Raw genomic sequence first — 22,344 nt, 5'->3', positions numbered from 1 at the left:
GAAGGATGCCCCCCGCTCGTAGGGAATTGAAACGCGAGGCAATTTCCTTCAAGTGTTTCCCACAGTTCGTCTGAAGATACCTTCCTGCTCGTGGCGAATTGGGGAATGGCGGTCAGCTGTCGGCTATCAGTTATAGTAAAGCCCATAATTAAGTTCACATCTCTTCTGTAGGGGGCGTACCCTCCGAATCGCGACCCAACCCGCTGGCAGTCGGGAATCGGGGTGTTTTTGCTTGGGTGTTTCCCCCCTCCTACAATTCAATAATGTAATGTTAATTGTACTAAGCTTTGGACAATTTTTAGAATTTCCACCTGTCGCCCCGCTGGGGCTGCCGCTTTGGGACTTATTTTTTTTCAGTTGCGTTTGCGTCAAGAATCCTGAGAAAAATCACAGAGGCTTTGAAAATCAGACAGGAACCTGATCAAGATTGTCCAAACTTTAGTAATTGTAGGATCTACTATAAAAAGGTGTATCTTCAGTTGTTTATTTCTGATTGCTGACCACTGCGGGCTGAATACTATTTTGGATAGGCTTTCCCGCAACAAGGATATGTAATCCTGAAAATCCTTGAATCCTGAAAATCCTGATTCAGACAATTGATATCCCATAGTTAAGGGATCCTTATGAACATACTGCATCCGATAGCGAAATTACCTAATTGGATACTCATCGTTAATAAGAACGATGTACCTTTTATCGGCAAAGAGAGAGCACTTGAGGTTATGTGCATACAAGTAAGTTTGCGTCGCAAGATGATCTTTCCAATCGCGAAGTTGGAAAAACATCTTAAATTCAATCCGTGGGAAGAGATCATCGACGACGAAGAAAAAAGCGTAGTGCTGCAAGAGGTGGAATCCATGTTTTCAAGTGAAGATGTCTCAGAAAAAATAATCGGACCCTTGATGGCATATACGATACAACTTGAAAGGAATTGAAATTAACCTCAGTTGCCCCGTCCATTTGACAGAAGCCCCCCAAAATCCGCGAAATCTGTGAAATCCGTGAGAATCCGCGATTCAGACAACTACCAAAATACCCACACGCCGAATTAAAACAGATGACAAATAAATGCGGGTCAAGTAAAATAGGTTAGGAATGTTTAGATCTCTGGTAGGAGGGATATCCGAATCCAGACAACTGACTATCAACGATTATCCTGCAAATCTTAAAATCCTGTAAATCCTGATTCTGACAGGAAAAAGCACCGCGAAAAATAGGAATCACCGATAACTCACGACCGACAACTGATAACCCTTAAAAGGGAGTTTGACCATGCAAGCGAGTTCACAACTAAAGGAAAGCCATAAACTGACCGACGCACAGATGCGGGAATTTATTGTCAATGGACATCTCACCATAAAAGCCGATCTGCCGCGCAGTTTCCATGAAACTATCTACCGAAAAACGCAGGAACTCACGGCGAAAGAGGGAAATTTGGGAAACAACATTTTGCCACGCGTTCCCGAATTGCAAGCCGTTTTTGAGGAACCTGCTGTCCGTGGTGCATTTACGAGTATTCTGGGCGAGAATTACGCCATGCATTCCCATCGGCACCCCCATCAAAACCGTCCGCACAGCGATGGACAGGGATTCCACAAGGATAGTTACTGGGGCTATCATAAAGTCCGGCACCACTGTCCACGCTGGGCGATGGCGTTCTACTATCCACAGGACTCACCGCTCGAAATCGGACCCTCGGCAGTCTTACCGGGAACGCAGTACTATGATACGCGTATCACTAAGGATAATGATGGTGAATTGGCACTCAGTGGGGCAGCAGGTACCCTAACGATTATCCATTTTGACTTGTGGCATCGCGCCATGGCAAACCTGACGGACAAAACACGCTACATGATGAAGTTTCAGTTCGTTCGGATGGACGCGCCGCAGAAACCGGAGTGGAATGTAACGGATCCGCACTGGAAACTAAAAGATGTTGATTCAGCAACGCCCACGCATCAAGGGACATGGCGACATGTCTGGAATTGGATGGCGGGTGAGTCCAACGGGCATTCGACGCAGTCGGTTTCCAATGGAAACTTGGCGATGCACATTGCCGAATTGGGTGATGATGATGTGGCTGTCCGATCCCGTGCCGCTGACGACTTAGGGAGGTTAGGTGAATCCGCAGCAGCGGCGATTTCGCGCCTCATCCAAGCATTGTGTGATGTTTATGAACCTGTCCGACTGAACGCCGCGTATGCGCTCGGATCCATTGGGGCACCAGCTGTTCCCGAACTGATTGAAACGCTCGGTGTGGAAGACCCAATTATGCGACGGATGGGGGCGTATGCATTAGCGGCGGTCGGTGAACCGGCTGTTCCTGCGTTGAGTGAAGCACTGCAACATCCTGAAGATGCCGTTCGCGTCGAAGCCGCTTATGCTTTGGCACAAATAGGAAATCCAGCGGAATCTGCTGTCCCGGCATTGATGGAACGCACAAAAGACGAATGCGTTGAGGTCCGTCGCTATCTCGCCGAAGCCTTCGGTGGACTGGGCCCCATTGCCGCTCCAGCTGTGCCTGTCCTGACAGATATGGTCGCAAGTGATGAGGACGATCAAGCGCGGTTTGAAGCCGCATTAGCATTGGCACAGATTGGGCCCGCATCAAGCGACGCTATTCCAGTATTAGCAAAAGCATTCAGTGATGAAAACCGGTATGTCCGAGACAATGCTGTCTTGGCACTGAAACGCATCGACACGCCAGAAGCGGAATCGGCGTTATTTGATTATTTGTTGATGGCGCGGTGGTGTCCGATTACAAATCGTGAAAGCACATTCTAATCTTATGAACTATGATCTCATCATTAAAAATGGAACCGTTGTTGATCCTGCGCAGGGCATCCATGCGCGCAAAGACGTTGCGTTTGCGAATGGTCGCGTCTCGGCAATCAGCGACGATATACCGACCTCCGAAGCACGCGAAGTATTAGATGCGGAAGGGTGTTTCGTCACGCCCGGCTTAATCGACTTACACGTGCATGTCTTCTACGGCGTAAGCCATTTCGGGATTGAACCCGATCCGACGTGCTTGGCACGCGGGGCAACGACAGTCGTCGATGCGGGTTCAGCAGGGGCGGACACGTTTCCCGGTTTCCGTAAATACGTCATTGACGTAAGCGACACACGTATCCTCGCACAGTTGAATATCTCTTCACAAGGTATGCTCACGCAGGAGATTGGCGAGTTGGAAAACCCTGACTATGCGGATGTCGGAAAAGCGTGCCAAATGATAGAGCAGCATCGCGACATCATTTTGGGGGTCAAAGTGCGGTTGACGCGGGAGACGATCGTCGGTGAGAGAGCGAAAATGCTACCGTTACACAGGGCGCGTGAAGCCGCTGATGCGGCTGGATTACCCCTGATGGTTCATCCACAGGACGCGTGGTGTGAGTCTATAGACGATATATTGGCACTGATGGGTGAACGTGATATTCTAACGCACTGTTTCCACGATATGGCGTGCGGCATCTTGGATGAGAACGACAGGATTCGGGACGCTGTCCATGCGGCGATTGAACGTGGTGTTATCTTCGATGTTGGACATGGCGCAGGTTCTTTCAGTTGGGATGTCGTTCAGAAAGCGATGGCGCAAGGCGTTGAACCCACGACAATTTCGTCCGACCTGCACATTTATAACGTCCACGGCCCCGTTTACGATCTCGTCAATGTCGTCAACAAATTCCTGTATCTCGGTATGTCGCTTGACGATGCTTTGGCGAAGGTCACGAGCATTCCGGCAGAGACCATCCTGATGCCGGGACAGGTCGGAACATTGGCTGTTGATGCGTGGGGAGACGCGGTGATTTTTGAGTTGCGCGAGGGTGAATTCCAACTCGTAGATGCCCATGATCAAGTTAGAGTCGGCAAACAAATATTGGAACCTGTCGTCGTTGTCAAAGGCGGACAAGTGTATCGCCAACGGCATACCCACATCTAAATTCCCTAATCACGGTAGGTGCGGTTTCTAACCGCACCGATCGGCTGCAATACTTGTGGGAGAGGTTTGTAACCCGGATCTTCCGCATCACGGATGCTGTTCCCCTTCTTTCGGTTTCGCCTTCGGGGCATTGGAATCCGGTCCAAAGCGGATATGCAGAGAGGCACCCGGAGCATGTTCCTTTCCGAAAAGTAGATGCTTCACCCCCCAAAACACAACGGTTGATCCCACCAGCACGACCATGCCCCAAATCAATGTCTGCCACACCCATTCGGTGAACGAAAAGAGACTCCCTGTCTGTTTCGGAACCGACAGTGGACCGAGTCCCATCAGCACGGTACAGATAATGGCGTTGAGTGTAATCACACCTTCCGTTACGAGTCGATGTGGACTGAAACCGACCAAAGCGCGTTCAAAGTTGAAGATGACCACCCACCACAGGAATACAAAATAGAGCAGCTGCCCCTTCCCCAACCAGCTCGTAGGGATAAAAGCAAGCGGTTCTCGGAAGTGCACCGACAAAAGCCATACGCAGGCGATACCGAGACCGATATAAAAAAGTTCAAACCAGCCTATCCAGCCTCTCGAATGCCGAAACCAACCGACGACGGGCAGACCAAAAAACCGCTCCGGTAAGCCTTCGACCAAATCCACCCATGTCCCTGCCGCTTTCCGATAGTTGACGTATGTCAGTAGAATCAGCACAGTGAACACAGCGAATATTTCCATCCATTGTGGGAGATTCGAGTTGGTTTCTAAAAGTGGTGCTCGGTTAAGAAGGAGACCGAACGGTATTGCGATACCAAGTCCGAATAGGAAGCCTTGTGTCTGCTCCATGACACTGTGCCAGTTCGTGTGACAATTCGTTCGGTTCCCGATCCAGATATAGATGAGTTTCAGCAATTGTCCAAATGAGAACGCAATACCACCTCCGAACCCCGCCATCAGCGTAGTGAAAGCCACACCGCTGAGTTCATAACGCGAACAGTATCCCAAGATCCCGATCACCATACCGACACAGCCTGCCCAGTTGTCCCCACGCGGGGGTGTCATACGGAGACGACACACGTTCACCAGCAACAAGAACCCAACGAACCAACAGATGCCCAGATACAGGACGAGGTTCGTGCCCATGTCCAAACCGCCACGGATGAGTGCGACAATCAGTGCCGCAACGATCGCCACCAATGCGGACACCCAATCCGTGTCGTACCAATAGAGCGGACTCTCGTGTCGTTGCATCCGTTTCGGTGCGAGCACCCGATCAATAATCACCGCCTGAAGCGACCACCCGATGAAGACCGCAGCGATCGGTGTAAAGAGCAGAGACAATTGGCTATGCGTCAGAAACGCAGGCAGTGCGGTTCCGGCACCGCCGAGGGCTGCCCATAGGAAACCGATAACGAACAGATTCGCAAAGCCGTAAAACACAGTCAATGGCTGTGAAGAGTGGCTATATCCAACGACCATCATATATGACATGCTGCCACCGAAGGACCAACCGATTGCCCCAAACAAGGCGAAGTAGTGAACATGCCGCCACCAATCCTCTCGTCCAGAGAGCAGTGCAATTGCAATTGCTCCAAGTGCGCCAGCGAGTGCTGCACCATATTCATGTCCGAAGTTGCCGCGTATTCCCCAGCCAACACATACAGATAATCCACACAGAAGTACCATTTGCCACGGAATTATTGCTATGTCCATATCTATAACCTCCGCTTTTCACAGAATCTGTTGCATGTATTATGAGAGTTTTCGCTTTTATTGTCAACCGCCCTCTATCTGAATCTTTCCGTAGGAAATTTCTGAATCCCAACTGCTGACCGCTGATTACTGACAACTGACAACCAAACATTGCACCTATTTCGTGTATGTGATACGATAAAGCATATAGAAAGCGTTATCTACTGGAGGCTAAAAGATATGAGTCGTATACGGATAGGTGTTATCGGATGTGGTGCAATCGCACAGGTACATCATCTCCCGAATCTTACCGCACTTCATCGAGAATTTGAAGTGTCTATCGTTTGTGATCTTTCGCGTAGTGCTGCACAAGCCGTCTCAAAGCGGTTTCATGTTCCGAAATTCGTGACAGATTACAATGAGTTGCTCAGCACAGATGTGGATGCTGTTCTGCTTTGCCACGGGGATCCAAAGACGGAAGTCGCACTCGCTGCGTTTAAAGCGGGAAAGCATGTTTTTATAGAAAAACCCGTCTGCTTTTCACTTCAAGAAATGGATGCGATGCTCGCTGCTCAACGTGAAGCGGACACTGTCGCGCAAGCAGGATACATGAAGGTGCATGATCCAGCCTTTCAACTCGCCAAGCGCGAAGTGGATGCAATGGAGAGTTACCGATTCGTGCAAATCAACCATCTCCACCCGAATAATAACCTACATTTGAGCCAATTCGATGTCGAACGATTCGACGATGTTCCTGCGGACGCATTTAAACCTGCGGGCGCGGCGCGTGAAAAAGCACAAGCCGAAGCCATCGGTGAAGTTCTGTCCGAAACCGGACTCGAAAGTGCCATCCAAAGCAAGGCAGCACGAGTGTTCTACTTGCTTGCTGGTAGCATGATCCACGATATCTACAGTCTACGGGTAATGCTCGGTTCACCGAGTGAGGTGGTTAGCGCGGAAGTCTGGTCGGAAGGACGCGGTGTGACAATTGTGTTAGGCTATCCGAATGGCGCACGCTGTGTCGCCACATGGGTGGACCTACCGGATCTCTGGGACTTTAAAGAGACGCTGGAAATCTATGGCGATACCAAACGCGTCATTGTCTCCTATCCGACCGGTTTTTCACGGGGTATCCTGTCAGAGGTAACGATACACGGAATAGATGCCGATGGCACAACCTATAGCAAGACACCGGCTGTTGAGTGGGAAAGCGCGTTCGTGCGGGAGTTACGTCATTTCCATGCGTGCATCATAGAAGGCGAGCCGTGTTATACCTCGCTGGAATCTGCGCGGAACGACATTGCACTCATTATTAACATTGTGCGGTGCTATGTGGAGCAAAAACCGGTTGTGTGTCAAAGTTGATGAGCACCAGCACGTAGCATTTCCGCATTGGTTGTAAGGGACCTACGTGCTAAAACCTAAAAATACCCTGGAAATCCTCTAAGTGATAGGAGTCAAGGTTGCCTACTTACACTTGACTTTAAGGGTAATATGAGCCTCGGTCTCAAATTCTGGAGCGATCCTTATCCCTTCAAGTCCACCGAGTACACTGAAACGTCTTCGGAGACAGTAGAGAAAAAATAGGCGCGGTTAAAAAACCGCGCCTGTAGTTCTGAGAACAGTGAAAACTACCAAGCAACCCATCCACCATCAACGGCGATCGTTTGTCCAGTCACCCAGTTCGCTGCATCCGATGCTAAGAAAAGTACCGCGCCGACTACCTCATCCACCTCACCGACACGTCCCATTGGAATACGGCGAACAACGTCTTCATAGAATTCCTTACGTTGTAAAAGCACATCGGCGAGCGGTGTCCGCGTAAACGCCGGTGCTACAGCGTTCACGGTGACGTTATGGGGTGCCCACTCAACGGCAAGCCCCTTCGTTAACAGCACAACACCGCCTTTACTCCCTGAATAGGCAGTCCGTAACGGACCCCCTACCAACCCCATCGTCGAAGAGATATTGATAATCTTCCCGTTTTCCCGCTCTATCATCGGTTTCACGAGCATCTGCGTTAGGAAGAACAGTCCTTTAAGATTCAGATCATAGATCGCATCCCAATCTTCTTCTGTTAACTCGAGCGCAGGTTTCGGACGGTTAGTGCCAGCGTTATTGACGAGGACATCGACTCTACCCCATACATCGAGTGCGGCTTGTGCGCCTGTCGCAACCTGTGCCATATCGCTCACATCAAACACAACCGACTCCGCTTCACCTCCGTTCTCACGGATTTCGCTCGCTACCTCCTCAAGATCAGAGGGAGTCCGGCTGTTTAAGATGATTTTTGCACCCATCTGTGCAGCGGCGAGCGCAATCCCCCTGCCGATGCCTTTACCGGAACCCGTGATTAACATGACCTTATCTTTCAATTCAAATCCTGGAAACGCCATATTTTAGCCTCCAATCGCTAATTTCAAAGTATTTTCTAATAACATTGCGCGTGTCATAGGACCAACCCCGCCGGGGACAGGGGTAATAAATCCAGCCATCTCTTTAACTTCTTCAAATTTAACATCCCCAACAGCCCGTCCATTGACATGGTTAATCCCGACATCAATGACGATAGCCCCAGGTTTCACCATGTCCGCAGTTACAAATTCCGGTCTACCAACTGCAGCGACGAGAATATCTGCTTTCTGAACCTTCGCCGTCAAGTCTACCGTTCGGGAATGACAATACGTAACGGTAGCATTCCGATTCAGCAGCATCAATCCAACAGATTTCCCGACCAGTGGACTCCTACCGATACAGACGGCATGTTTGCCTTCAATCGGTTCACCTGTCAGTTCAATCAGGCGAATAATTCCTGTCGGGGTGCAAGGTGTCACACCCTCGCGGTTGATGAGAAGATTCCCTAAATTGACGGGATTCAGCCCGTCTGCATCTTTATGTGGATGAATCTTATCAATGACTGCCTCTCTCTCTATACCCTCTGGTAGTGGCATTTGCACCAGTATTCCATGGATATCCGCACGCGCATTTAGGGCTTCAACGTGTGCAATTAGGGTGTCTTGGTTAATGTCTACGGGTAAGCGATGGACTTCGGAGTGGAAATGCACCTTTTCACAATCACGTTGTTTGTGTTTGATATAGAGCGTTGAGGCAGGATCGTCACCTACTTGGACAACAGCAAGACCTGGAGTAAACGTGAGTTTTTTAATTTTTCGCCGGATCTGGCTCCGGACGCGCTTCGCAAGTTGACTACCCTTAAGGAGTTCTGCTGACAAATCCTTTTTCCTCCAATTTACACATCTCTTGACGCAATGTGGTATCGCGGAATTATTTCGTTCTCTTGTAGGAGGGATTTCTGAATCCCGACACTTCTAAAGCAAAAGAGAGTCTCCACCTGTAGAAGTTGGTGACTCTCTGACGTTAGACACCCTATTCAGTGCCGTTTTGTGGCACACTGGGAGGCGGTTCCGTGAATGTCTCGCCTCGCGCTTCCGCTGCCGTTCGACGCGCATGCCATGCCGCGATCTCTTGGTAAACCTCAGCTTTGCCCTCGGCTTTGCCCTCAGCTTTGGCAGCCTGAATTCGCTTTTCTTGTCTCGCTAAATACCAATCTGACAATAACATGAGTAAATCTATGCCTCCCACGATCATTCCAACGAATGCTGCACCAACGGGAATAAAGTCCGAAATATCTTTCAGCACATTTTGAACAGATTCGTGTCCCTGCCAACCCCTCGTTAGTTCATAGTCTAAAGCAATATAACCATAGATGGTAACAAAGAGAGAAACCAGAAACAGGGCAACCCCCGCTTTCCCTGTTCTCCAAAAGTCTCTTACGGCTCGCCAGAACGCGCCCAATTTTTTCAAAATGTCCTGCGTCGAATTTAAAAATATAATAACACGACCTGCACGGATTGTCAACGAAAAACCTGTTGCCTTTTTAAGCTAATTGTTGACCTTTTCTTGTGGATACTGTATTATTTACGGCAAAAGGGGAGGTGGGACAGATGATTCATGTAGGTGTGGGGCATTCGCAAAGTCTCTCAACTGTGGAAGCCGCAGCGCGCGCAACACTAATGGCAATGGGAAACGCAGGTATCGCCAAAGCCGATCTCGCCATCGTATTTGCAACCATTAACTATCAAACGGAATATGAGGACCTGTACCAAGTGGTTCACTCTAACTCCAATTGTGATGAACTCATTGGATGTAGCGGGCTGAGCGTTCTGACCTCAGCAGGGGAGTTTGAAGAAGAACCAGCCCTCGCAGTCATGGTTATCCGTAGTGAGCAACTTTCGGCAGTATCCTTCAGTGCACACGGGACAGCAGCGGAAGTGGGCAAACAGATAGAAAAAGATATTCAGTCTGGACTCGGTGATGACTCCCTTCTCGTCATTTTCCCAGATGTTCGAGCCGTGAATCCAGCAGAACTCGTGAAGCATATTGGTGATGACGGAACAGAATTACCTGTCGTGGGTGCCGCTGTTTCTGGCGATGCGACAGGGGCACAGATGTATCATTGGAAGGGAGAAGAGGCAACAGAAGGTGGACTGACGGGTATCCTCTTGACGGGTGACTTCAACACGGAGATCGGCGTTGCACAAGGATGTCAACCCATCGGTAGACCCCGTGAAGTCACAAGAGCAGAGGGACGCGTTATTTTCGAGTTGGACGGTGAACCTGCATTGGAACAATTTAAGGGAAGCCTACAATTGCTAACACAGGACGATATTCGTCGCTCAGGTGGCACAGTTTTCGTCGGTATCGCGATGGATCCTGAAAACAAAAATCCGATCCGGGGAGATTTTCTAATTCGTAATCTTGTCGGTATTAATGAGGAGCATGATGCCCTGGCTGTATCTGAGGAGGTAACGGAAGGACAATTGGTGCAGTTCCATTTACGAAATCCTAACGCCGCCGCAGAAGAAATCCAGGATATTATTACACAATTAGCTGAAAGAACACGTCAACACACACCTGCCTTCGGGCTCTATTTCAACTGCTTAGGTCGTGGTAAGGGATTATATGGTGTAGCAAATCACGACATCGGTGTGATTCAAGAGAAGTTTCCAGGACTCCCCGTTATCGGGTTTTTCGGGAATTCGGAGTTCGCACCGATCGGTGGACGTAACTTCGCACATGCCTATACCGGTGTGTTCGTGCTTTGCACCGCAAACTGAATTCGAGGAATCACAAAGTCAATGAACGAAGAACTTTTTGTCAGTCAAGAATTTACATCCGTTAACGGATTTACATCAGGAATCGAGGGACCCGCCTGTGATGCAGAGGGAAATCTATATGCTGTTAACTACGAACGGCAGCACACCATCGGCAAGGTGACACCTGACGGCGCAGCGAGTGTTTTTGTCGAACTTCCCACCGGTAGCATCGGCAACGGTATCCGTTTCAACAGCGAAGGGTTCATGTTCATCGCTGATTACACGAATCACAACGTCCTGAAAGTGGATATGGACACACGGCACATTACTATCCATGCGCATGAGCCGACCATGAATCAACCGAACGATATCGCCATAGGTGCGAACGATATCCTCTATGCCAGCGACCCGAATTGGGGTGCGTCAACTGGACAAATCTGGCGGGTCGATACGGATGGAGCGGTGACTTTACTGGAAGCAGGTATGGGCACTACAAACGGTATCGAAGTGAGTCCTGATGAAAAGGTGCTGTATGTCAACGAATCCGCGCAACGGAACATCTGGGCTTATGACCTATCAGCTGAAGGCGAGATTCGCAACAAACGCCTTCTGATCCAGTTCCCGGATTTCAACATGGACGGCATGCGGTGCGATATTGAAGGCAATCTTTACGTCACTCGACACGGCAAAGGGACAGTCGCGAAACTCTCACCGGCAGGTGAGGTGCTGCTGGAAGTCCAGTTAACGGGTAAGCTTTGCTCCAATATCGCTTTCGGCGGTTCAGATGGATGCACGTGTTACGTCACGATGGCAGACCGAGGAAATGTAGAGGTGTTTCGCGTCGACCTACCCGGCAGAAGTTGGCAGCTGTTCCAGTAAACCTATTTCACCACGATGAAACATCCTTGACAGGTGCTACATTTTGTGGTATTATTATACGTATAATTATCTACTATGGAGGTAACAAGTGAAACAACTGTTTATTGTCTTAATGCTTGCCCTGGTTTGCAGCACTTATGCTGCTGCCGATTTGCTGGAAGGGCTCGTTCTCTATATGCCGCTTGATGAAGGTGCGGGTGATAAGGTTGATGACTTTTCCGAAAACGGCTTTATAGGTGAACTGAACGGCGGACCCAAGTGGGTTGATGGTAAATTCGGAAAGGCTCTTGAATTCAGCGCGTCCAGCGATTTTGTCGCTGTTGAGGACGACGCGGTTTTCCACATTGAAGACGAAATCACGCAAGCCGCATGGATTAATCTTGACCGGCTGCCGAGTGCCCACGCAATCGTTTTTGGCACTCGCATGGGTGGCGGTGGAAGACACATCGGATTCGGCTATGGGATGAACCCCGGAAACGGCATCAAGGTCTGGACAAACGGTGCTGGCGGCGGGTTCTTGGATATCAACGATAACAAGACGGGACTTGATACCGGCAAATGGTATTACCTGTCCTATACCCATACAAGTGACAACAAAGGCAAAGTTAAGATTTATGTAGACGGCAAAGTCACGCACGAGCAGGACTCTAACAACCCTGTCGCACCCGCAGGTGCTACGAGCCGAGTTCAGATCGGGACCTGGTCTGGTGAAGCGTGGCCCGGTATAGTTGATGAAGTTCGGCTCTGGAATCGCGCCCTCTCTGATGACGAGATGGAACAGAGTATGGAGATGGGGGCTGATGAATTTTTGGCTGTGAATCCAAAAGATAAACTCGCCACATCTTGGGGCAAAATTAAGAGACTTCGCTAACAAAAATGAGGCGGCAATTTTTGTCGCCTCTCTCTTTATTTTTCCATACCGGTAGGTGCGGTTTGTAACCGCACTGGACATTGTTAGGGAATTGTCGAAATAAATTTCTCATCTTCATATAAGAAAGCCAGCGAGATGCCGGACACTATGGAAAATTACGAATCCATCCTAAAACGCCTCGAAAAGACAGCAAAACAGTATACCAATATCGCGCCGGAGAATGGACAATTCCTCTCTATTCTTATCCGCACCATTCAAGCACAAAACGTGCTCGAAGTCGGGACAAGCAACGGCTACTCCACAATCTGGCTCGCTGCCGCGTTGAAGGAGACAGGGGGTAGACTCATCACCCTTGAGTTCGATCAGAAACGGGCTGAAGAAGCGCAGGCGCATCTTCAGGAAGTCGGGTTAGAGCGTATCGTCGAAGTCCGTGTCGGAAACGCACTCGACGAAATACCGAAATGCGATGCCACCTTTGATCTTGTATTCCTTGATGCTGAGAAACATGAGTATCGACGCTACCTCGAATTGGCATTCCCCCACATTCGTCCTGGGGGTCTGATTGTCGCTGATGACACCGTAACAATGCGCGATGAAATGCCCGACTACGTCGAATTCGTCTTTAGCACACCGCTACTACACTCAGTTGACATCCCTTTAGACGACGGTATCATTTTGAGTTACAAAACCGAGGCATAGGGGCTGATAAGCAAGTTTAAGAATTAACATTGAAGTTTTGCATTCACAATTGGGATGGAAAGTTGGAAGATAGGGAACACGGCGTTTCTTCCAGTCTTCCTGTGCTTCCACCCTTCCTCAAAACCTGATATTGCTTTCATAATATTGCTTAATACATTCACCTTGATGAAGGGGTGTTCAAAATCACCGTTCAATCTCAACTTTCAGACAAATCCACCCGTTTCACCGAATCCGTCATCCGCGGTATGACACAACTCTGTCTGCGCTATGATGCAATCAACCTCTCCCAAGGCACGCCAGCATATCAACCGCCTCCTGAAGTCAAAGCCGCCGCGATTGAAGCGATCCAAGAAGGCTATAATCAGTACAGCATCACGTGGGGGGCACCGGCGTTTCGTGAAGCAATCGCGCATAAGATGACGACGTTCAACTGTATTCCGACCGATCCGGACAGAAATGTGACCGTCACGTGCGGTTCAACGGAAGGCATGCTCTCCTCGCTTCTCGCAATCATCAATCCGAGCGACGAAATTATCATCTTTGAACCCTTTTATGAAAACTACGGACCCGATACTATTATCTCTGGTGCAACACCCGTCTATGTGGCATTACAAGAGACACCCGCACCTGATGGCACAATTCGTTTTACCTACGACGCGACTGAACTCCGAGACGCTTTCTCTGCCAACACAAAGGCGATTGTCATAAATACGCCGAATAACCCACTCGGTAAGGTTTTCACCCAAGACGAACTTCAAGAGATTGCCGCCCTTTGCTGTGAATACGACTGCCTCGCGATCACCGATGAAATATACGAGCACATGATTTATGATGATACGTCGCATCTCAGTATCGGTTCACTACCAGAAATGCGGGATCGGACGATTACCGTATCGGGATTGAGTAAGGCATATTCTATGACGGGATGGCGATTGGGATACGTCATCGCCCCAGCGGTTTTGACAGATGCTATCCGTAAAATGCACGACTTCTTGACCGTCGGGGCACCGCATCCGCTGCAGCGTGCGGGCGTTGTAGCCCTCAATTTGCCGCCGAGTTACCACGCAACCTTGGTCGCGAAATACGACAAGAATCGTAAATATCTCGTTGAGCACCTCACGAAAGCCGGATTCCGTTGTCATGAACCGGAGGGTGCGTATTACATCATGACCGACATTACCGATTTTGGGTTCCCTGATGACACAGCCTTTGCGAATTGGTTGGTGAAAGAGATCGGCGTCGGTGGTGTGCCGGGTTCGAGTTTCTACAGCCGCCCACACCTCGGCAGAACGAAATTTCGGTTCATGTTTAGTATGGCGGACGCCATCCTCGCCGAAGCCGTCGAACGCTTGATGCAGATCAAAGCGAAAATCTGAAAAGTAGTAGGCACACTCTGTGGGTTCTCCGTTCACTTCTCCTGTAGGAGGGATCTCCGAATCCCGACTGCTAACGATAATCTTGAGAAGATCGAAGAAGCCTGAAAATCCTGATTCAGACAATGGATACCAAAAATGGACATCTCCCTTGAAAACGAAACGCAGTATATTTACAGAAAAGAAATTGAGGCATTGATTCAGCGTGACGAGAAATATAGAGCCCTCGGTCCGGCTGAACTTGAAGCGATTGTGCGTGCATTTGAACTGACTTTAACGAATGGGCGAGAGAAGGTTCGAGCCCAAATGCTTTACGACCTCATTCACCAAAAGCGAGACGACTGATATGCAGTTAGAGCGGATCCGCCTTAAGGCTTTCGGCTGTTTCCAACAGCGCGATTTTGATCTTCACAACGGCATCAATCTCATTTTCGGTCCCAACTTCAGTGGGAAAAGCACGCTTGTCAATGCGATCTTTTTTGCATTAACCGGAAAACCGATTGTCCCACGCGTGGATACCTCCGCCATAAAAAATGCCAAAGCCTATAGTGGCACAGCGGGTCTCCAATTCATCGTAGATGGTGAACGCTATCAACTCTACCGAGCGACAGGGAAACGTATCCAACTCCGTTCAGAAAAAAACGGCGCGTGGCAGGTGCTTTTCGACGAAAAACGTGTCAAGGTGACAGAAGCGATGTTGCAAAAGCAATTCGGCATTATGCACGAGCAGCTTGCCCTCACCACTTTTCTCCGTGAAGGCGAGATTTTTGAATTCCTTGCCCGCCAATCCACAACTCGACGCGATATTCTCCATACACTCCTCGGTATTGACAGGCTCATTGAAGTCCGAGAGCGATTCATTGACACACGGCGTATAGCGAAACGTGAACAGGGGAGAATTCGGGCACATCAGAATAGTTTGCGATTCACTGCACAGAACGTGGATCAAGCCGAAATCGAACGCATTGAAGATAAATTGAAAGGTTTGGAAACCGCTTACGGTGCCGAAGCGGGGGATGCCGCGTTAATCGCAGAATGGCGACAGCACCAGAACCGCTTGCAAAAGCGACTGGACACGCTCACACGCGAGCAGCACGAAGCGTTGCGCGGATTCAAAGGCATTGAGCCGTTGCGAGAAATGACAACTAAAATCGAGACCAGTATTCAGGGAGCCACCGAATTAGAGAAAAAGCGGGAAGCACTTATACAACAGATTGGTAGTCTTGAGTCGCAGATTGCGGCGTTGACGACTGTCTGTAATACCCTCCGAACCCTGATTGAAAGCGATGAACAGCACTGCCCGACCTGTTATCAGGAGGTAGAGCGCGAAGTCGTGCAACAGATTATTGACGAAAAGGAAGCTGAAAAATCGCAACGCTGCACTGAATTGGATACCTATAAACAATCATTGGAAACGGAAACCGAGAATTTAAAGCATCGTCGTGCACTTGAACAACGGCTCCAAACTTTGCAGGGACGTTTAGCCCGATTTGAACAACACTCCGGCGAAATTGAAGAAATTCAGAGTGAACTCAGCATGTTGTCTTCTCGATTCGCAGAAAGGGGAATCCAGGAAGGGGAAGCGTTGCCTTCTGAAACCGCGGCAGGCTTAGACAAACCGAAGTTGAAAGCCCAAATCGATCAGGAGCGGAAACGTCTGGACCAACTCAAGCAGCAAGAGGCTGTTCGTTTGGATAGGCTTGGCGCGCTCCAGCGAACTAACAGAGACGCAGCTAAAATTGAAAAGACGCTCCTGAGTTTAGAACTCGCCTGCGCTGGCGTGGACAAAACCATCGAAACTCTCCAACGTCAGATCCTCAAACCCGCTGAAGAGGAGTTGCATCATTGGCTCGAAAAAATGGCACTTTTCGGACAAACGCGTATTGACTTACAACGCCAACACTTACTCCCTTCGCTCACGATAGATGGTGTCGATCGGAGTTTGATGTTGCTCAGTGGCAGTGAAAAGATGTTCCTCTATCTCTGCTTCAAAGTTGCCCTTGCCAAGGTATTAGGCAACCCCGGCTTCTTTGTCTTCGACGATCCAACGCTCCACTTAGATGAAGAACGAAAGGCGTTGATGGTCGATTTCATTCGTCAACTCGCTGAAGAACATCAGGTCGTTGTGACGAGTTATGATGCAGATGTTCGTTTAGGGCTTGAAGGCGCGCATCTCATTGAGATGACCAGAGAAGCATAGAGGTGGGAGATTGAATTTATTTTTTCAATAGGATACACTTGTTGCTATATCATTCCCGCCGATGAGAAAGAAAAATGAAAACATTTGGAACTGAAGGCCCCGTATCCCCAGAGAAAAATTACATTGTCAGCCGGACCGCCGAACTCAGCGACTTTATTGATCGCGTCAAATATGGAAAATACCTTGTTATTTTCGCACCGCGCCAAACCGGCAAAACCACGTTTTTTCAATTCGCTCTTGACATGCTTGTCGCGGAGGATCCAACCTATTTTCCTATTGAACTCAACTTTGAAGCATACGAAGATGTAGATTCGGTCGATTTTTACACAAACCTCGCCGAAGATCTTCGCGAGCGGATAGCGCACAATTTCCGAAAACGTGGAAGCATACCTACTGAAGCGTTTGTAGAGTTCTTAGACACTGCAGAGATAACCGACCATCTGTCGATGATAAGATTTTTCCAGCATGTATCGAATTGTCATTGACGAGTTTGATGGCATTCCCAAAACTGCTGTGAGAGGTTTCCTTCATTCGCTACGTCGCATCTACCTCACCCGCAGTGCTCCGCAATGTCCACACAGCGTCGGTATCGTTGGAATCAAGAGCATCGCTCAACTTGATTATGACCGTTCAGTGTCTCCCTTCAATATTCATGACGAGTTTGCAGTGTCCAATTTCACCCTCGAACAGGTGCGTGAACTTCTTGGGCAATATACAGACGAAGTTGGACAAGCCTTCGCCCCTGAAGTTATCGAAAATCTCCACAGACAGACTGCTGGACAACCCTTTCTCGTCAACCGATGCGCCCAAATTCTCACAACAGAACTGGATATCCCAAAGACCGAGCCGATCACGATGGGGCACTTCTCAAAGGCACATACGCGGCTCCTTCGTGAACAGAATCGCAATATTCAGCACCTGCTGACGAATATCCGCAGAGACCCGCGCTTCGAGAGAATCCTGATGCAGATCGCCTCTTACGATGAAGGCGTGGCCTTCAACTTGGACAATGAAGTTATCAGCGAACTCGTTACGTATGGCGTGATTGCGGAAGATACCGGGGGGGTATGTAAGATTGTTAACCCAATCTATCAGTTCCGTATTATGCAGGCATTCAAGCAACCCATTAACGGCTTAGAGCGGGAATACCTTCCGGAAGACACCCGCGCCGGCTTTCGAGATTATCTTGCCCCTGATGGACACATTCACATGCCATCTCTCTTGGATAACTTCAAAGATTTTATCGCCCGCGCAGGTTTCAGAATATTGCAAATCCCAGATACACCGCACGAATATGTCGGACAATATCTCCTCTTCGCTTATCTTGACCAATTTGTCCGCCTCGTCGGTGGTAACATGTATCTTGAGGTCCAAACAGGACGAGGCAGGATAGATCTGCTCATTCTCCATAAAGCGCGCAAGTATGTTGTTGAAACAAAAATTTGGGAAGGTGATCTGCTCTATGAAGCGGGCAAACAGCAACTCGCGAAGTATCTCAGCATAGAAAATGCGAACGAAGGCTACTACGTCGTCTTCGATCATCGCAAAAACCCCGAATCTCGGGTAGAAACGCAAACATTACAGGATTTGACGATTCGGAGTTATGTCATTCCTGTCGTGCAAGAACGTCCTTCAGATCCTGCTGCTCAAATATAGATACAATCTATTACTAACCCAAATTGCCCCCTTTGTAGCATAATCTTTTAGATTGTGATAATTATTGAGATGACCAGAGAATCCGTCTAAAACCGCTCAAGATAGATATCGCCATTGTCTTGCTGGGTGTTACTCCAGACAACAACCCATTTTCCCGCTCCAACGGTTACCACAAACGGCGGATAATGTTTTCCCTCACTTGTAGAAATAGCGACCCCGTTTCTTTCCCATAATGGTTTGCCTTCTAAATCAATTTGCTGGCGATAAATAGCATCGCTACTCTCTTCACCAAAGTCCTCTCGATAATCTAACCACACTACAGAGAAACGGTTTTCCGTAGTTCGCACGATGAAAGGTTTATCCTGATGTCCACCGGCTGTGCAAAGCGGGATACCATCCGTCTCCCAGACGAGCGTTCCATCGGCACGGATGCGCTGCATATATAAATCGGAGTAAACATCCCGTTCATCGTGCCAGACAGCGATGAAACCGCCTGCTCCGTCGCTCACAATCGAGGCATGTTTCTGGATACCCGGTGCAGTGCAAACAGGAACCCCTGTGTCCTCCCACAATTTGCTACCGTCGGGTGCAACCCGTTGGGCGTAAAGTTGATCGTTGATAAAGTTTTCATAAAGCTGCCACACGACGATAAATCCGCCTTCACCATCGGCAATCACCCGCGGTTCGCCTTGCATCCCTTCTGCTGGCGAAATGAGACGCGGCGCGTCCCACAACGGTTTCCCGTCTAAACTCAATCGGTATGCCATGATGTGCCAAGCGTCATATCCGATAACATCCCACCAAACAATATAGAAACCCCCAGTCCCATCAGCAAGCAGAATCGGATCGCTCTGGAGGGATTCCGATGGAAAAACGGGCATTCCGTTAGGTTCCCACATCATTTCGCCTTTCGCATTGATCCGTTGGATGTACAAATCTTGGAATTCAGAACTTCGGCGTTCATCTTCCCAAACACAGATGGCACCGCCTTCACCGTCACTCAAAATCGCTTGCGTCGATTGATCCGCACTGTTTACGCAGACAGGTATTCCATCTGTTTGCCAAAGCACCTCACCTTCAAGATTCACCGCTTGGGCATAAATATCCCAATTACTCCTGTCGCGTCTGTCGTTCCAAACAACGATCGCGTGCTGTTCATGTCGAATCATTCGTAGACGGCGTTGATTCCTACCTACCTTACAGATTGCGATCCCATTTTCTTTCCAACGCGTTGTGTCACTACCATCAACACGCTGCGCGTAGACATCCCAATCCTTACCGGTGCGGTAATCCTCCCACATAACAATAACGCCACCCTCACCATCGTCGACGACCCATGGGAGGAATTGTCCATCTTTGGCTGTCGTAACCGGGATTTCAGCTACGGAAGGTCTACAGAACGTGCAAAACCCTGCAAACAGGAGAAACAGCACCCCTGATAGCAATTGGCTCAATCTGTGAAAAGCGTTTTGGGTGTCCATAAGTTGACTAAAGTTCCTGCTGTATCCAAGTTCAGTGTTTCCCATTGTTGGATGGGGAGTTCAATATGTGCCAGTGCCGCGGTTGGCATCCGCCTAATCTGTCCAGTCAAGTAGCCTACGAGTTGTTCCATCGTTGGGTTGTGTCCTACGACCATAACGCATTCATATTTGTCTGGTAATGCTTGTAATGTTTCAAAATAAACCCCAACAACGGCATCATAAAACGCATCTAACTTTTTGACTTTGCCCGTATAACCGCACGCTTTTGCGACTTTATTCGCGGTTTTTCTTGCCCGCTTTGCTGATGAAGTGAGGACCCTATCGGGAATTAACTTCTGTTCTCGCAGAAATTTTCCCATGCGCGGTGCGTCCCGTTTGCCGCGCACATTAAGAGGGCGGTCATAATCAGAGAGTTCCGGATAATTCCAACTGGATTTGGCGTGTCTCAGAATCAGGAGCGTTTTCATTTTCTATCCCTTATGTTGATCATAAATCTTTCCTCGTATCATATCACAATTGGGATGGAATGTCAATTGGAGATTTACGGTGTAGAAGCATTCAATTCTTCTGTAGGAGGGAATTCCGATTCCCGACAAGGAGCGTCTCTAATCTTGGAAAACCCATAATCCTGAGAAACCTGATTAAGACAGAAGTATCCGTAATCCGCGAAATCTACGGGATCCCCGATTCAGACGATGTCAATTGCTGATAACTGATAGCCAATTACCAGAAATTTTGACTTGCATTCCGAAGCCTTTTGTGATATTATTTTATAAGAGCCTGTCAACACATTTAGGAGAATATCCGTTACAGAGTTCAACACAATTCAAACTCTGGAGGAAATAAAACATGTTAGTCAAAATTAACGGGATTCTCATAACACTACTCTTTGTTATGTTGCTTGGTAATATCGGTGGATGTTACGTTGATACGAGCGATACGGACGACGAGCCGCCTGCGACGCCTCGCGGAGTCAGAACTATTACAGGCGATGAGCAGGTCACCATTGAGTGGTACCCGAATGGCGAATATGACTTGGCGGGTTATACAGTGTGGCGTGGACGCAACGACACAGATTTTAATGCATTAGTAGAGGTATCGGAAAATACCACGCGTTATGAAGATACAACAGTGCGAAACGGGGAGACTTACCACTACGCTGTTTCCGCTTATGACATTGACGGAAACGAGAGCAAACTGAGTCCCGAAGATGCTTGGGATACGCCCCGACCCGAAGGACAGAACGTCGTCCTTGATGACTACAACCTTTCGCCTGGAAGAAGTGGGTTTGATTTCTCTCGACCAGAAAAAGGGAGCATCCCCTGGGACACACCCGCGACCGATGTCTATTTCGGTTTTGATACTGAGGTAAACGTTCCTTATCTCTATTCGGACAATGATACGTCCATGCAAGATTTGGGGTATCATGAATACTTTGACGGCATTGATATTGTTCCGGAATTTGGGTATACGACGCTATTTGTTGAACTCATTGAGGGGCATATCTATGCCATCTATACACCCGATGGAAACTTCGCCAAAATCCAGGTGCGCAAACTTTCTGATGATGCCGTCATCTTCGATTGGGCATACCAAACGGAACCAGAAAATGTCCAATTGGCACCATCTCTTAAGATACTTCAATAAGGAGTACACTTCATGCTAAAAAAAGTTAAGGCGGTGTGGGTGCCGCCTCTATGCATGCTACTTGTGTTTCTGTTAATTTTCATCTCCGGTTCTGTATCGGTAAACGCTGAAACCGCGTCCCCTGATGAAAATTCTGACACTGAAAACAACAAAACGCAATCGCTTTTCCGAAACTATTTGGGCACTCCTGAGCCTGAATCGGAGTATCCACTCTTTCGGGAACACGCAGAACGCTACTATCCAGCACTTGATCTCAAAAAAGCATCGCGGTTGTCAACTTTTATGCCTGGACTGGGGCAAGCTTACGCTCGTAATTATACAAAAGCGACGCTTTTTCTGACTGCTGAGTTAGGGACCTTTGCACTTGCTGGCTATAATATTGCACGCGCCCTGCATTACAACGATCAAGGTGTTTTCGAGACAGGATTTCAAGACATCCGAACGGGTGAATTCTTAACGTATGAACAGGGACGCACCCGGAGAAATAACCACGCCTTTTTGAGCGGCGTTTTTCTCGCCGCGGGTATCGGAATCCACATTTGGAACATCATTGATGCCCCGAAGACAACCGAAGCGTATAATAATCGAAGATTTTCTGTGCAGGTGCAACAAAGAGACAATGGTATCCGTTCTCTAATCTTTACACATCGGTTCTAATAGCGATTAGTGGTCAGTGGCTGGTAAGAGAAAATGCTCCAGTCAAAAACCGAGCACGGAATGAAATGACATGCGACTCGAAACATAAGCCTGCCAATAACAGATCGCGAAACTTACTTGCAAGGTGTAATTAAAAAAGGA

Annotated in this window: 21 protein-coding genes; 15 read left to right on the top strand and 6 right to left on the bottom strand. The window is 48.7% G+C overall.

What is annotated here, in order from left to right; genetic code table 11:
- Positions 1-623 precede the first annotated feature (623 nt).
- The 3 genes from J4G07_11590 to J4G07_11580 all read left to right on the top strand — a co-directional run bounded on the left by J4G07_11590 (position 624) and on the right by J4G07_11580 (position 3,940).
- The gene (locus J4G07_11590) at positions 624-935 is read left to right on the top strand and encodes a hypothetical protein (protein MCE2414640.1); all 312 of its coding nucleotides are present in this window, start codon (positions 624-626) and stop codon (positions 933-935) included.
- 337 nt (positions 936-1,272) lie between these two features.
- Positions 1,273-2,784, top strand: a complete 1,512-nt coding sequence (locus tag J4G07_11585; GenBank protein MCE2414639.1) for a HEAT repeat domain-containing protein — start codon at positions 1,273-1,275, stop codon at positions 2,782-2,784.
- A gap of 4 nt (positions 2,785-2,788) precedes the next feature.
- Entirely contained in the window at positions 2,789-3,940 is a 1,152-nt protein-coding gene (locus tag J4G07_11580) for an amidohydrolase/deacetylase family metallohydrolase (protein ID MCE2414638.1), read from the top strand.
- Positions 3,941-4,027: 87 nt separating this feature from the next.
- On the opposite strand, the gene J4G07_11575 is transcribed toward J4G07_11580, so the two are convergent.
- Positions 4,028-5,644 carry a hypothetical protein gene (locus J4G07_11575; GenBank protein ID MCE2414637.1) on the bottom strand — a complete coding sequence of 539 codons (1,617 nt, stop codon included), beginning with the start codon at positions 5,642-5,644 and terminating at the stop codon, positions 4,028-4,030.
- Positions 5,645-5,863: 219 nt separating this feature from the next.
- Between J4G07_11575 and J4G07_11570 the strand changes: the two genes are divergently transcribed.
- Complete coding sequence (locus J4G07_11570) at positions 5,864-6,988, top strand: Gfo/Idh/MocA family oxidoreductase (GenBank protein ID MCE2414636.1); 1,125 nt, start codon at positions 5,864-5,866, stop codon at positions 6,986-6,988.
- Positions 6,989-7,254: 266 nt separating this feature from the next.
- Here J4G07_11570 and J4G07_11565 read toward each other — a convergent pair whose 3' ends face one another.
- The 3 genes from J4G07_11565 to J4G07_11555 form a co-directional block, all read right to left on the bottom strand.
- Entirely contained in the window at positions 7,255-8,019 is a 765-nt protein-coding gene (locus J4G07_11565) for a 3-oxoacyl-ACP reductase FabG (GenBank protein MCE2414635.1), read from the bottom strand.
- A gap of 3 nt (positions 8,020-8,022) precedes the next feature.
- Positions 8,023-8,856: a bifunctional 5,10-methylenetetrahydrofolate dehydrogenase/5,10-methenyltetrahydrofolate cyclohydrolase gene (locus J4G07_11560; GenBank protein MCE2414634.1), complete on the bottom strand. Its 834-nt coding sequence runs from the start codon at positions 8,854-8,856 to the stop codon at positions 8,023-8,025.
- Between the two features lie 154 nt (positions 8,857-9,010).
- Positions 9,011-9,448, bottom strand: a complete 438-nt coding sequence (locus J4G07_11555) for a hypothetical protein (GenBank protein MCE2414633.1) — start codon at positions 9,446-9,448, stop codon at positions 9,011-9,013.
- 140 nt (positions 9,449-9,588) lie between these two features.
- Here J4G07_11555 and J4G07_11550 point away from each other — a divergent pair, with 140 nt between their 5' ends.
- The 9 genes from J4G07_11550 (at position 9,589) to J4G07_11510 (ending at position 18,418) form a co-directional block, all read left to right on the top strand.
- Positions 9,589-10,761: an FIST C-terminal domain-containing protein gene (locus tag J4G07_11550; GenBank protein ID MCE2414632.1), complete on the top strand. Its 1,173-nt coding sequence runs from the start codon at positions 9,589-9,591 to the stop codon at positions 10,759-10,761.
- 21 nt (positions 10,762-10,782) lie between these two features.
- Positions 10,783-11,619 carry an SMP-30/gluconolactonase/LRE family protein gene (locus tag J4G07_11545; protein MCE2414631.1) on the top strand — a complete coding sequence of 279 codons (837 nt, stop codon included), beginning with the start codon at positions 10,783-10,785 and terminating at the stop codon, positions 11,617-11,619.
- An 88-nt stretch (positions 11,620-11,707) separates the two neighbouring features.
- On the top strand, positions 11,708-12,490 hold the full coding sequence (locus tag J4G07_11540; protein ID MCE2414630.1) for a LamG domain-containing protein: 783 nt from the start codon (positions 11,708-11,710) through the stop codon (positions 12,488-12,490).
- 135 nt (positions 12,491-12,625) lie between these two features.
- Positions 12,626-13,189 (top strand): O-methyltransferase, encoded by a 564-nt coding sequence (locus tag J4G07_11535; GenBank protein MCE2414629.1) that lies wholly within the window; start codon positions 12,626-12,628, stop codon positions 13,187-13,189.
- Between the two features lie 245 nt (positions 13,190-13,434).
- Entirely contained in the window at positions 13,435-14,565 is a 1,131-nt protein-coding gene (locus J4G07_11530) for an aminotransferase class I/II-fold pyridoxal phosphate-dependent enzyme (GenBank protein MCE2414628.1), read from the top strand.
- A 135-nt stretch (positions 14,566-14,700) separates the two neighbouring features.
- Positions 14,701-14,907 (top strand): hypothetical protein, encoded by a 207-nt coding sequence (locus tag J4G07_11525; GenBank protein MCE2414627.1) that lies wholly within the window; start codon positions 14,701-14,703, stop codon positions 14,905-14,907.
- 1 nt (position 14,908) lies between these two features.
- A complete protein-coding gene (locus J4G07_11520) occupies positions 14,909-16,762 on the top strand; it encodes an AAA family ATPase (protein MCE2414626.1) in 1,854 nt (617 codons plus the stop codon).
- A gap of 74 nt (positions 16,763-16,836) precedes the next feature.
- A complete protein-coding gene (locus tag J4G07_11515; protein MCE2414625.1) occupies positions 16,837-17,247 on the top strand; it encodes a hypothetical protein in 411 nt (136 codons plus the stop codon).
- A complete protein-coding gene (locus tag J4G07_11510) occupies positions 17,228-18,418 on the top strand; it encodes an NERD domain-containing protein (GenBank protein MCE2414624.1) in 1,191 nt (396 codons plus the stop codon). Before J4G07_11515 ends, J4G07_11510 begins: the two co-directional genes overlap by 20 nt.
- An 86-nt stretch (positions 18,419-18,504) precedes the next feature.
- On the opposite strand, the gene J4G07_11505 is transcribed toward J4G07_11510, so the two are convergent.
- Together J4G07_11505 and J4G07_11500 are read right to left on the bottom strand one after the other, a co-directional pair.
- The gene (locus J4G07_11505; GenBank protein ID MCE2414623.1) at positions 18,505-19,899 is read right to left on the bottom strand and encodes a hypothetical protein; all 1,395 of its coding nucleotides are present in this window, start codon (positions 19,897-19,899) and stop codon (positions 18,505-18,507) included.
- Positions 19,869-20,366: a histidine phosphatase family protein gene (locus tag J4G07_11500; GenBank protein MCE2414622.1), complete on the bottom strand. Its 498-nt coding sequence runs from the start codon at positions 20,364-20,366 to the stop codon at positions 19,869-19,871. The genes J4G07_11505 and J4G07_11500 overlap by 31 nt, the downstream gene beginning before the upstream one ends.
- 382 nt (positions 20,367-20,748) lie before the next feature.
- Here J4G07_11500 and J4G07_11495 point away from each other — a divergent pair, with 382 nt between their 5' ends.
- Together J4G07_11495 and J4G07_11490 are read left to right on the top strand one after the other, a co-directional pair.
- The gene (locus tag J4G07_11495) at positions 20,749-21,546 is read left to right on the top strand and encodes a hypothetical protein (protein ID MCE2414621.1); all 798 of its coding nucleotides are present in this window, start codon (positions 20,749-20,751) and stop codon (positions 21,544-21,546) included.
- A gap of 12 nt (positions 21,547-21,558) precedes the next feature.
- Entirely contained in the window at positions 21,559-22,203 is a 645-nt protein-coding gene (locus tag J4G07_11490) for a hypothetical protein (GenBank protein ID MCE2414620.1), read from the top strand.
- The last annotated feature ends 141 nt before the right edge of the window (positions 22,204-22,344 follow it).

It is taken from the genome of Candidatus Poribacteria bacterium, assembly GCA_021295715.1.
In the GTDB taxonomy this organism is placed as follows: domain Bacteria; phylum Poribacteria; class WGA-4E; order WGA-4E; family WGA-3G; genus WGA-3G.
The sequence above is the reverse complement of the archived record's forward strand: the minus strand, read 5'-3'. Positions and strand labels throughout refer to the sequence as shown.

Coding starts and splice junctions, on each gene's coding strand:
- J4G07_11570 (MCE2414636.1), top strand. CDS start 5,864: ATGAGTCGTATACGGATAGGTGTTATCGGATGTGGTGCAATCGCACAG.
- J4G07_11550 (MCE2414632.1), top strand. CDS start 9,589: ATGATTCATGTAGGTGTGGGGCATTCGCAAAGTCTCTCAACTGTGGAA.
- J4G07_11535 (MCE2414629.1), top strand. CDS start 12,626: ATGCCGGACACTATGGAAAATTACGAATCCATCCTAAAACGCCTCGAA.
- J4G07_11520 (MCE2414626.1), top strand. CDS start 14,909: ATGCAGTTAGAGCGGATCCGCCTTAAGGCTTTCGGCTGTTTCCAACAG.
- J4G07_11505 (MCE2414623.1), bottom strand. CDS start 19,899: ATGGACACCCAAAACGCTTTTCACAGATTGAGCCAATTGCTATCAGGG.
- J4G07_11495 (MCE2414621.1), top strand. CDS start 20,749: ATGTTAGTCAAAATTAACGGGATTCTCATAACACTACTCTTTGTTATG.
- J4G07_11490 (MCE2414620.1), top strand. CDS start 21,559: ATGCTAAAAAAAGTTAAGGCGGTGTGGGTGCCGCCTCTATGCATGCTA.
- J4G07_11545 (MCE2414631.1), top strand. CDS start 10,783: ATGAACGAAGAACTTTTTGTCAGTCAAGAATTTACATCCGTTAACGGA.
- J4G07_11530 (MCE2414628.1), top strand. CDS start 13,435: ATGACACAACTCTGTCTGCGCTATGATGCAATCAACCTCTCCCAAGGC.
- J4G07_11525 (MCE2414627.1), top strand. CDS start 14,701: ATGGACATCTCCCTTGAAAACGAAACGCAGTATATTTACAGAAAAGAA.
- J4G07_11590 (MCE2414640.1), top strand. CDS start 624: ATGAACATACTGCATCCGATAGCGAAATTACCTAATTGGATACTCATC.
- J4G07_11565 (MCE2414635.1), bottom strand. CDS start 8,019: ATGGCGTTTCCAGGATTTGAATTGAAAGATAAGGTCATGTTAATCACG.
- J4G07_11515 (MCE2414625.1), top strand. CDS start 16,837: ATGAAAACATTTGGAACTGAAGGCCCCGTATCCCCAGAGAAAAATTAC.
- J4G07_11575 (MCE2414637.1), bottom strand. CDS start 5,644: ATGGACATAGCAATAATTCCGTGGCAAATGGTACTTCTGTGTGGATTA.
- J4G07_11510 (MCE2414624.1), top strand. CDS start 17,228: ATGTATCGAATTGTCATTGACGAGTTTGATGGCATTCCCAAAACTGCT.
- J4G07_11500 (MCE2414622.1), bottom strand. CDS start 20,366: ATGAAAACGCTCCTGATTCTGAGACACGCCAAATCCAGTTGGAATTAT.
- J4G07_11585 (MCE2414639.1), top strand. CDS start 1,273: ATGCAAGCGAGTTCACAACTAAAGGAAAGCCATAAACTGACCGACGCA.
- J4G07_11580 (MCE2414638.1), top strand. CDS start 2,789: ATGAACTATGATCTCATCATTAAAAATGGAACCGTTGTTGATCCTGCG.